At 64.3% G+C, this 10700-nt stretch carries 11 protein-coding genes; 10 read left to right on the forward strand and 1 reads right to left on the reverse strand.

All coding sequences use genetic code 11. The features are described 5' to 3' along the window. Positions 1 to 751: 751 nt before the first annotated feature. Entirely contained in the window at positions 752 to 1843 is a 1092-nt protein-coding gene (locus TSO5_RS30725; RefSeq protein WP_109155162.1) for an IS1595 family transposase, read from the reverse strand. 602 nt (positions 1844 to 2445) lie between these two features. Here TSO5_RS30725 and TSO5_RS30730 point away from each other — a divergent pair. The 10 genes from TSO5_RS30730 (at position 2446) to TSO5_RS30775 (ending at position 10296) form a co-directional block, all read left to right on the forward strand. Then, positions 2446 to 2814 (forward strand): hypothetical protein, encoded by a 369-nt coding sequence (locus TSO5_RS30730; protein ID WP_109155163.1) that lies wholly within the window; start codon positions 2446 to 2448, stop codon positions 2812 to 2814. Positions 2815 to 2962: 148 nt separating this feature from the next. Next, entirely contained in the window at positions 2963 to 3532 is a 570-nt protein-coding gene (locus tag TSO5_RS30735) for a DUF305 domain-containing protein (protein ID WP_246458205.1), read from the forward strand. A 322-nt stretch (positions 3533 to 3854) separates the two neighbouring features. Beyond that, a complete protein-coding gene (locus TSO5_RS30740) occupies positions 3855 to 4205 on the forward strand; it encodes a hypothetical protein (RefSeq protein ID WP_109155164.1) in 351 nt (116 codons plus the stop codon). Positions 4206 to 4359: 154 nt separating this feature from the next. Further along, a complete protein-coding gene (locus TSO5_RS33105; RefSeq protein WP_199231069.1) occupies positions 4360 to 5112 on the forward strand; it encodes a Spy/CpxP family protein refolding chaperone in 753 nt (250 codons plus the stop codon). 10 nt (positions 5113 to 5122) lie between these two features. After that, the gene (locus TSO5_RS30750; protein ID WP_109155165.1) at positions 5123 to 5404 is read left to right on the forward strand and encodes a DUF2933 domain-containing protein; all 282 of its coding nucleotides are present in this window, start codon (positions 5123 to 5125) and stop codon (positions 5402 to 5404) included. After that, positions 5401 to 6078 carry an isoprenylcysteine carboxylmethyltransferase family protein gene (locus tag TSO5_RS30755; protein WP_109155166.1) on the forward strand — a complete coding sequence of 226 codons (678 nt, stop codon included), beginning with the start codon at positions 5401 to 5403 and terminating at the stop codon, positions 6076 to 6078. Before TSO5_RS30750 ends, TSO5_RS30755 begins: the two co-directional genes overlap by 4 nt. Continuing rightward, the gene (locus TSO5_RS30760; protein ID WP_136706026.1) at positions 6071 to 6337 is read left to right on the forward strand and encodes a hypothetical protein; all 267 of its coding nucleotides are present in this window, start codon (positions 6071 to 6073) and stop codon (positions 6335 to 6337) included. Before TSO5_RS30755 ends, TSO5_RS30760 begins: the two co-directional genes overlap by 8 nt. 59 nt (positions 6338 to 6396) lie before the next feature. Next, positions 6397 to 7263, forward strand: coding sequence for a hypothetical protein (locus TSO5_RS30765; protein ID WP_109155168.1), 867 nt, complete (start codon positions 6397 to 6399; stop codon positions 7261 to 7263). A gap of 19 nt (positions 7264 to 7282) precedes the next feature. Continuing rightward, positions 7283 to 7744 (forward strand): cytochrome c, encoded by a 462-nt coding sequence (locus tag TSO5_RS30770; protein ID WP_246799110.1) that lies wholly within the window; start codon positions 7283 to 7285, stop codon positions 7742 to 7744. Between the two features lie 152 nt (positions 7745 to 7896). Next, complete coding sequence (locus TSO5_RS30775; RefSeq protein ID WP_109155170.1) at positions 7897 to 10296, forward strand: heavy metal translocating P-type ATPase; 2400 nt, start codon at positions 7897 to 7899, stop codon at positions 10294 to 10296. Positions 10297 to 10700 lie beyond the last annotated feature (404 nt).

Consider the following 10700-nt stretch of genomic DNA (forward strand, 5'->3'; position numbering starts at 1 on the left):
CGACCTCAAGGCCATGGCTCAGAAGATGGTCGATGATCAGACGAAGGAGGTCCAGCAGCTTCAGGACTGGCTGAAGCAGCCCCCGGCCAAGCAAGCTGGCAGCAAGTAACAGCAGGAATTTCCCATGATGTCGGGCAGTATGGATGGCTGGGGTTGGAGCATGGGCGGGATGGCAATCCTCTGGATCTTGCTACTCGTTCTCGTCGTCCTCGGGATTGCCGCTCTCGTCAAATACCTGAAACGCTGAGCCTCACATCGCGGAACGGAGCATACCCATTCGCGGCATGAGCGGTTGCCGGGAACCACGCGCACTTGGGCTGGTCAGCCCCTGGGCGTCTTTCGGTTGACGGCGACCAGCGTTGCGACCGACATGTGGCCCGGTCCGGGCGGGTACCGCACATACGCCGCGCTACCCGGCCCATCAGTCAACCACCGGCGCCTGTTCGATTGGCGGAGGCCGCGACAGCAGTGTGCGGACGACGCCGTAGACGCTGACCGAGATGGCGAAGACGGTGGCGCCGACGCCCACCAGGGCCATCAGCGGCGACGTAGCCGCTGTATAAGCGATTTTCGTGTTGACTTTCCTATCGCTGGAGGGGCCATGCTCAGTTCGGTGACTTGGAGCGGCGATGAGAGTGGAGCGACACTCTGCCCAGCCCTTACACAAAGGTGTTGCGCTTTCCCGGAACCGCCCACTACTGTCCGGCCCCACCGGGCATAGGCGGTTCCGCCGAAAGTTGACTCCCCATTATCAACCAAAGACAGCTACGGCGGAGCGGATGCTAATCCCGCCGTCCTTGGTCCGCCGGAGTTGGCGCCCGACAGCGTAACGAAAGACGGCCGGGAGCTGGAGGGCTGGGGGAACACGGGACCAGAGGGTTTGGATCACCGTCCGGCCCTTGCGGGTCCGGCGTTGGGCCTGACCTGCCACTGTGCGCTGGGACCAGCGGAAGCCGATCTCGCCAAAATACAGGTCGGCGTGGTCGGGGCTGATGTGGTGGAAGACGCCGGCGATCGTGCGCCGGACACGATCGTTGAAGCCCTCGGCCGAGTTGGCATGCACGGTACCGCGAACATATTCGCGCTGAGAATGGCGCACGGTATCGTGCGCAGCGAACGCGCTGCCGATGGCGACGAACGCCTTCCATTCGTCGCTCATCAGGTGCGCGTCAGGATCGACAGCGGCTTCCAGCACCCGCTCGGCCTCGTCGAGCGACAGGTCAGCGACCACGGCGGCACGGGCCTCGCCCGCCGGTGTCCCCGGCTCCCGACCGCTTGGCCGCTGGACAACCGCGAGTGCTGGCGTCTTCGTCGTGCGGGGCTGGCCCTTGCGTCCGCGCCCCAGCTTGGGAGGGTTGGGATCACGGCGCGGCCTGGCGTCGAAATGGAACTCGTCGATCTCCACCGTTCCGCCCAGCGGATGGTCGCGCAACACCAGGAGCCGCAGAACATGGCTCATCCGCCATGCCATCGGCTGGCTGACGCCGAGTGCTTCGGCCAGACGGATGGACGAGATGCCCTTGTCCGATTGCAGGATGAACCACAGCCCCATGAGCCAGGTCCGCAACGGCAGCTTCGTTCCATGCAGCGGGGTTCGCGTCGTCACGGTAAACTGGTAGCGGCAGTCCGGATTGCAGCACTGATAAAGCCCTGGCCGCGATCGTCGTCCTATGTCGCGCCCGGCCAGGGTGATCGAACGCCGCGAGCCGCAGGCCGGACAGAGCCGTCCGTTCGGCCACACCATCGCCTCAACCAGCCGACGGCACCGCGCCTCGTCGTGGAATGCTTCGGTCATCTCCGCCACGGTCCGAATGGCCTCCAACTCTTCGAGCACCGATCCCATCGTCCCCTCCGTGCTTGATGGCTGAGAGTCGCACGTAAGCGCTGGAAGAGCTACGCTTTACTGTGTTTGGTTGATAATGGCGAGTTGACTTTTCGAACATTACGAGAACGCACACTCTGGCCCTCTTTACGGCGGTACTGGAGTGCGCGTTTTCATGCCGGAGATTTCTTCGACAAGTAATCAGCGGCGGATTCCCGCGGAATACTCGGGAGTTGAAGCGAATTTTTGCAAAACGCCCGGCTGCGCCAACTTCGGGGTCTCCCCCAACCGCACATCACCACGCAGTCGTCCTGCGGCATCGTCTCCGGTCAGCCGGGACAACTACCGCCTTAGTGGAACGGGCGGCGTCCCTGGCCTTTACTGCCAACTGTGCGGCAAGACAACAACCTTGAAGTCCAACCGCGGAGTTGACGAAGAGTTCTCCCGCGTGGCCGCGTTCTTGAGGCTTCCAGAGCGCCACGGCTACCTGAACAGCGACTGCGGCAACCATGGCCAAGCGACTCGGGAACATCTGGAACTCTATCGACTTTATGGCTCAACGCGCTCCGGCTCGAAGAGGTTCTTCTGCAAAGGGTGCGGCAAGACCTTCTCGGTTCCCGACGATGGCCGAGCCGGAGAAGAAGGTCGTGCTGCTCACCGACCTGAACGGCTACGGCGTCGACACGCTGGACCACTTGGCCCATCTGTTCAACCGAGCCTCGCTTCATGCCATCGATCGCTTCTTCATGCTGGTCCGGCGCCGCCTGCGGCTTCTGGAGCGTCCGATCGCGCCGACGCGCCGGGCACGGCGCGTCTGGCACGGCTACGCGCCCTACGACCCGGCGATGGTCGGCAAGTGCCTCGACATCTTCCGGGTCTGGTACAACTGGTGCTTCACGGGTGAGGACGGCCTGACCCCGGCGGAGCACCTGGGCGTCGCCAAGGGTAAGGTCCGAATGGAAGACATCGTCTACTTCGATCCCGACGCCTGATACGCAGTCCGTCTTACGCAGCCCCTCTCATGCTCGCTCTGGCAGAGTTTGTGGAACGGCATGCCAAGACAATGAAAGCTGCGCGGGAACAAAAATGATAGGGGTATCGTTCCCCCTCATTGGTCAGATTGGGATAGAGGAAGCCACAATGTCACACGAGCAAAATCACCATAGGAACATGATGGCAATGGGGTGGGGTCGGTTTGCGGCAATGATCGCAACCTCAACGTTCATCATGTTCTTTTTGATGTATCAACTTATTTATTCTCTCGATCACGCCTTATTAAGCGTAAACCGGCTGGTCTCCTCGCTCGTTATGGGGTGCGTCATGACTATCGTGATGCTCGGCTTCATGTGGTCAATGTACAGGGGTATGGCCATTAAGATCGCCGTACTGGTCGGAGCCGTGCTGGTCGGAGTTGTACTCCTCTACGTGAACCGCAGTCAGGGCCTGATCGGCGATGTCAGCTTCATGAAGTCGATGATCCCGCACCACTCCATCGCCATCAATAATGCAAGCAACGCCAGCATCAGCGACCCCCGCGTGCGCAAGCTCGCAGATAAGATCATCGAATCACAAGTTCGCGAGATCGCTGAGATGAAGCTGCTCATTGACGACATTGGGAACAGTGGCAAGCGCGGGAGTCAGCCCCTTCCTGCGCGACCGGCTCAGGTCACGCCCGATATGGAGCAGCAGATACGAGAGGCGGTTCAGTAGTGCCGTCGAACCCAGCGGATCGTGTCGGCTTCCGACGGACCACGCCGCTCGTGTTCGGACTTTAAGTGGAAGAGATGATGCCCAGAGTAGTATTGCAGGCCGCATGGCCTGCAATACCTTTGAGTAGGGGCTGGGACACTCTGCCATCCCCATCCGAACTCCGGCCAGGTCGGTCGTCGAGACGATCGTGCTGTTGCGCGGGCCAGAGAATGCTCCTAGGCTCATAGAGAGGCCGGTGGGCACACAACGTGCCGTCCGGTCTCAGACAAGGAAGGCAATCGCCATGTGGCGTGGGACATGGTCGACGGTGAGGAGGGTGGTGGTGAGCCTGCTGATGCTGGCCACGCTGCTCATCTATGCCGTGCCGAGCCACGCCAGTCTGCCGCCTCACCAGCACTCACCGGCGCCTCATGAACATGCCGTGGCCGACACGCACGACGATGATGTCGCCGGCGTGGCGGACCATGAGCACAAGCAGGACCGCTGCAAGGATCTTGGTGTGCTCGGTGACGATGCCTGCTGCAGCGTCGCCCAGTGCGCGACCATGCATGGCGGCCTCCCGGTCGGTGCCGTCGCAGCCTTTATTCCGGCCCTCAACCGGGCAGACCATCTGCTTGCCCTGGCAACGCCCGAAGGCATCGACAGCGACCCCGCACTCCGTCCCCCTCTCTGATCCTCTGACGCCACGAGTCTGTCCGCGTTCAGCTTGAGCTTTGGCTCAGCGAAGGATGTCGCCGGATGTCGTGCGCTCGGCCTTTGTGTCCCCGGCGCTCCCGCATGGAGTTCGACCGGGATGGCTCGAATCAGATGATCAGACGGAGGACGCCATGTCGTCTTTCACCCGCACCATGCTCCCGGCCTTTGCGCTCGTCGCCATGATGTCAGCTGCCCAGGCCCAAACCGCCACCACTCCGGACCAAGGCCAGGACCACCAAGCCCACCACCCTGCCGGCGCCACGACCACCCAGGTCCAGCCCACTGTGGCTCCGCCGCCCACTCAGCCGTCCCAGGGTGCTCTGTCCAGCGTGTCCGGAAACGCCCCGATGATCGGCGAGGGCATGGGCAGCGGGATCATGGTGCAGCCCGGTACACAAGCCCAGGGAGGTCTGCCCAGCGGGAACCGGCCCGGCATGATGATGGGCGGCATGATGGATCAGCAGAACGGCCAATCCAGCATGATGGGGCCAGGCATGATGGAGCAGATGATGCCCATGATGCGCCAGATGATGATGGGCCAGCAGGGTGGCATGGGCCTGCCGTTCGAGCACGTCGAGGGTCGCATCGCTTTCCTGAAGGCGGAACTCAAGATCACCGACGCCCAGGCGCCGCAGTGGAACACCTTCGCCGACACCCTGCGGTCGAACGCCAAGGCATATCAGGCTATGCACGAGCAGATGGCCAAGGGCGGCATGCCATCCGCGTGGCCGGACCGGCTGGCCGCTCAGCAGAAGGTCCTTGCCACCCGGCTCGACGCCGTGAAGGCCCTCGAGGCCGCCGCCAAGCCGCTCTACGCCGCGCTGACCGACGAGCAGAAGAGGGTTGCCGACCAGCTGTTCGCCAGCCCGATGGGCATGATGTGAGGAGGCAGCCATGACGCACGAACACACCCACCACACCCCCGAGACCCACAAGCCGGAACCGCAGGCACGCTTGCCCTGGTACCGGACCTGGACAGGACTAGCCTGCCTTGGCGTCCTCGCCGTCGGGGCGGTGTACCTGTCGCTCTATCACGTCACCCACGTGCTCGACGCGCTGCCCTTGGTGCTGCTGCTCCTCTGCCCGCTGATGCATCTCTTCATGCACGGCGGACACGGCCACGGCGGCCATGGTGGCGACGATGCCGACGGCTCCGGCAAGGGAGGCTCGCCATGACGCACGAGGCCTCAGGCTACGGACTGTGGATGCTGGTCATCCTCAACTCCGCGATCTTCATCATTTTTGCTTACAGCTTCGGCAAGCCGCAGTCGCCGCGGGACTGGCGCTCTTTCGGGGCGTTCAGCGCCTTCATCGTGGCGCTGTTCACCGAGATGTACGGTGTCCCGCTGACCATCTACCTGCTCTCGGGTTGGCTTCAGACCCGCTACCCCGGCCTCGACCTGATGTCGCACGACGCCGGGCACCTGTGGTCGACCGTCCTTGGCCTGTCGGGCAACCCACACTTCAGCGTGCTGCACATCCTCAGCAACCTGCTGATCCTGGGTGGCTTCGTCCTGCTCTCGGCGGCCTGGAAGGTGCTTCACGCCGCTCAGCGCGAGCACCGGCTCGCAACCACGGGCGCCTACGCCTACATCCGGCACCCGCAATATGTCGCCTTCATCGTCATCCTGTTCGGCTTCCTGCTCCAGTGGCCGACCATCCTGACACTGGTAATGTTCCCGCTGCTCGTCTGGATGTATGTCCGACTGGCGCACTCCGAGGAGCGTGAAGCCCTCCGCGTCTTCGGCGTCGACTATGAGCGGTATGCCGCGGTCACGCCGGGATGGATCCCGCACCTTGCCGGACATGGGCCGAACCGCCCCAGGGTGGGAGGGTCGTTTGGTGCGTGAGTTCGGGTCCAAGCGTATGAAGCAGGCGGCGGCAGCCGCGGTTACCGTCTGCCTGCTGGCACTTCCAGCCGGGGCACAGACCCTGCGCGATTCCGTGGAGGGGGCGTGGCGGCTCAATCCGGAGATCAGGTCGCTGGAGGCCAAGGAAAAGGCCAACCTCGGCGAGTCCCACGACAGCGTGAAGGTGGTCAACGCCCTGACCATGCCCGGCCAGAAGCCGGTTCAGGCCCGCTTCGAAGTCGGCCACCCGGGCCACTGAGACCCTATGGGTGGCATGAGGATCACCGCCTCATGCCACCCCGAACAAGGAGACGCCCGATGAGCGCCAAGAAGAAACTCGCCACACTGGCGGCGGCCTCGCTGATCGCCATGATGCTCGCCGGTCCAGCCCACGCCGCCGAAACCGTCAAGCTCTCAGAGGTTTCCCACCTGCACGGCATCGCCGTCGACTCCGGCGACCCGTCCCGCCTGTATCTCGCCTCCCATCACGGTGTGTGGCTGACCAAACCCGACGGCACGGCGACGCGGGTTTCGGACAATCGGCACGACTACATGGGATTCACGCCCAATCCGGCGCAGCCCGGCGCCTTCTTCGCCAGCGGTCATCCTGAGACTGGCGGGAACCTAGGTGTCCTCGTTTCGATTGACGGCGCTAAGACCTGGAAAGCGGTCTCGAAGGGCGTCAACGGGCCGGTGGATTTCCATTCGATGGACGCCAGCCTGGCCAATCCCAATGTGCTCTACGGCCACTACGGCAGCGTTCAGGTCAGCCGGGATGCCGGGAAGAGCTGGGAGGTCACCGGCAAGCCGCCTGCCGACATGTTCGACCTGGCAGCGTCGGCCAAGGATGCGAATACCGTCTACGCCGCCACGCGCACCGGCCTGATGGTCAGCCGCGACGCCGGAAAAACTTGGCAGGCGGCCTATATGGTGGCGCGCCCTGCGACCATGGTCACAACGACCAGGGACGGCACCGCCTACGCCTTCCAGGTCGGCACCGGTCTGCTCAAGACCACCGAGCCAAGCCCGGCGTGGCAGCCGGTCAGCAACGGCTTCGGCGACGCGGTCCTGCTGCATCTCGCGGTGGATCCGACAAACCCGCAGCGTCTGTATGCCGTGACCGACAAATCGGCCATCCTGGCCAGCCAGGATGGCGGGAAGACCTGGAAGCCGTTCCAGTCATGACGCACTGGGAGAGGCAGTCGTGAAAAAGGCGATGAAAGTCGGCATTGGCTTGACCTTGGGCGCTGCAGTTGCGGTGGCTGGCGCGGTTATGCTCGTCGGCCCGAAGGCGGGCGCTGATCCGACCGTTGCCGCACATGTCGCCCGAGGGAGGGGGGTGTACGCCGAGCAGTGCGCGTCGTGCCACGGGCGTCGGCTCGAGGGTCAGCCGAACTGGCAGAGCCGGAAGCCCGACGGCCGTCTGCCGGCGCCCCCTCACGATGCCACCGGTCATACGTGGCACCACCCGGACGAGGCTCTCTTCAAGATCACCAAACAGGGCATCGCGGCCTTCGCCCCGCCCGGCTACAGCAGCGACATGCCTGCGTTCGGCGGCAAGCTGAGCGACGCCGACATCTGGGCAGTCCTCGCCTTCATCAAAAGCTCCTGGCCGGAAGATATCCGCCGCCGCCACGCCGCCATGAGCGAGCAGTCGAAGAAGTGAGGCGGAGAAGACATCGCCTTGCAAACCGGGATTGACCTTCCAGCCATTGGAAGGTGGAGCATGGAGTCCTCAGTCGTCGCCACACATTGAACCTGGGTGGTGCCGCGCAACACCGGGGTCCCGACCTCGGGCCTGCGAAGGGAGATGCGAACATGAACGACCTGCACCATGACCATGGGCATCAGCACGGACAGGACCATCATGGTTACCATCATCACGCAGGACCCGACGACCGCACGACGGTCAAAGACCCTGTCTGCGGCATGATGGTCGACCCGGAGCGGACCGCGCACCACGCGGAGCATGATGGGCACAGCTTCCACTTCTGCTCGGTGCGCTGTCACGACAAGTTCGTCGCCGACCCGGAGCAGTATCTGAAGCCGGAAGCCAAGCCCGCGGCGCCGGAGGAGGCCGGGCGGGCCTCGCCGCAGAGGGGCGTCATCTACACCTGCCCCATGCACCCGGAAATCCGCCAGGAGGGGCCCGGCAACTGCCCGATCTGCGGCATGGCTCTGGAACCGGTGGGCGCGGGCATCGAGGAGGGGCCGAACCCGGAACTCGCCGACATGACCCGGCGCTTCTGGATCGGCCTGGTGCTCAGCGTGCCGCTGCTGGTCCTCGAGATGGGCAGCCACATTCCGGCCCTTGGCCTTCATGATCTGGTGCCGCCGCGCCTCTCCATCTGGATTCAGTTCCTCCTGGCGACGCCGGTCGTGCTGTGGGCCGGTTGGCCGCTGCTGGAGCGCGGCTGGCACTCGTTCCGGCGGCGCAGCCTGAACATGTTCAGCCTGATCGCACTGGGGGTCGGCGTTGCCTACCTCTTCAGCTTGGCCGCGACCTTCTTGCCCGGTCTCTTCCCGGCGAGCTTCCGGGGCATGGACGGGGTGGTGGCCGTCTACTACGAGGCCGCCGCTGTCATCACCGTGCTGGTGCTGCTCGGCCAGGTGCTGGAACTGCGCGCCCGCGAACAGACTGGTGGTGCCATCCGGGCGCTGCTGAACTTGGCGCCCAAGACAGCCCACCGCATCAAGGAGAGCGGTGAGGATGAGGAGATCTCCCTCGACCAGGTCCAGGTCGGCGACCGGCTGCGCGTCCGCCCCGGTGACGGGGTGCCGGTCGACGGCGAGGTGCTCGAGGGACGCAGCGCCGTGGACGAGTCGATGGTCACCGGCGAGAGCATGCCGGTCGAGAAGGAGCCCGGCGCCAAGGTGATCGGCGGCACCGTGAACCAGACGGGTGCGCTCGTCATGCGGACCGAGAAGGTCGGCTCCGACACCATGCTGTCGCGCATCGTGACCATGGTGGCCGAAGCGCAGCGCTCGCGGGCGCCGATCCAGCGCATGGCCGACGTGGTGTCCGGCTACTTCGTCCCGGCGGTCATCCTGGCCGCCCTCCTCACCTTCGTCGGCTGGATGGTCTGGGGGCCGGACCCTGCCTTCGCCTATGCGCTGATCGCGGCGGTCTCGGTGCTCATCATCGCCTGCCCCTGTGCGCTGGGGCTGGCGACGCCGATGTCGATCATGGTCGGGGTGGGAAAGGGAGCGACAGCCGGTGTGCTCATCAAGGACGCGGCGAGCCTGGAGCGGTTCGAAAAGGTCGACACGCTGGTGGTGGACAAGACCGGCACGCTGACCGAGGGCAAGCCTCGGGTGACCGCTGTGGTCCCCGCGCCAGGAGTGGACGAGGCGACCTTGCTGTCGTTGGCGGCAAGCCTGGAGCGCTCAAGCGAGCATCCGCTGGCCGCCGCGATCGTTGCTTCTGCCAAGGAACGTGGCCTGCCGGTTCAGGACGTCTCCAATTTCAATTCCCTCACCGGCAAAGGGGTGGTTGGTGCGGTGGGCGGCCACGCGGTGTCCCTTGGCAACGCCGCGATGATGCGGGACCAGGGGATCGTTCTGGGGGATCTGGAGGCGCGCGCGGATGAACTGCGGCGCGAGGGCGCCACGGCGTTGTACGCAGCGGTGGATGACGGCCCCGGTGGAGTCATTGCGGTTGCCGATCCAATCAAGACAACCACCTCGCAGGCACTGGACTTGCTGAAGGGCGATGGTGTGCGCATCGTGATGCTGACCGGCGACAACCGTACCACCGCCGAGGCGGTGGCACGCCGTCTGGGTATCGGCGAGATCGAGGCGGAGGTCCTGCCCGAGGACAAGAACCAAGTGGTGAAACGGTTAAAGGCGCAGGGCCGTGTGGTGGCGATGGCCGGTGATGGTGTGAACGATGCCCCGGCGCTTGCCGAGGCCGACGTTGGTATCGCCATGGGCACCGGCACCGACGTGGCGATTCAAAGCGCGGGCGTCACCCTGGTCAAGGGCGATCTGGGGGGGATTGCGCGGGCGCGGATGCTCAGCCGGGCGACGATGCGCAACATACGGCAGAACCTCTTTCTGGCGTTTGTATACAACGCGCTGGGAGTGCCGGTCGCGGCGGGCGTTTTCTATCCGCTGTTCGGCTGGACCTTGTCGCCGATTATCGCCGCCGCGGCGATGGCGTTGAGTTCGGTGTCCGTGGTCGGCAACGCCTTGCGGTTGAGAGGACTGCGTCTTTAGCGGCGGGTGACGCTCCGCATCGGAATGAAGCGTCGCTGCGCGTCCGGTGCCCTGGCGGTTCCGCCGGGATCAAAACCGCCCTGGCTGAAGCCTTGTGTCGCTCCAGCCCGCGTTACGCCGGATGATGCGCCGTTTCCGTCTCGAGGGAGACGTCTGCCCACCATTTTTGCCGTCTTAAAGGAATATCTCTCGCGTGTATGCTGGGGATTGGCGCCAACGGGGGTAACAAGCGCTGCTTCGTAACGGAGTGACCGATCATGAGGTTCACGTGTGCGTTGCGAGTTATTTTGATGGTCCTTAAGTTCGCGCCCGTATCGGCCCACGTGTCAATCGGCTTCCAATTTCCAGCCGGCATCGGCTTGCAATTTCCAGCCACGCTTGCGGTTGCAGAACCTGTTGTCCAG

The sequence above is a fragment of the Azospirillum sp. TSO5 genome (assembly GCF_003116065.1).
GTDB lineage: Bacteria > Pseudomonadota > Alphaproteobacteria > Azospirillales > Azospirillaceae > Azospirillum.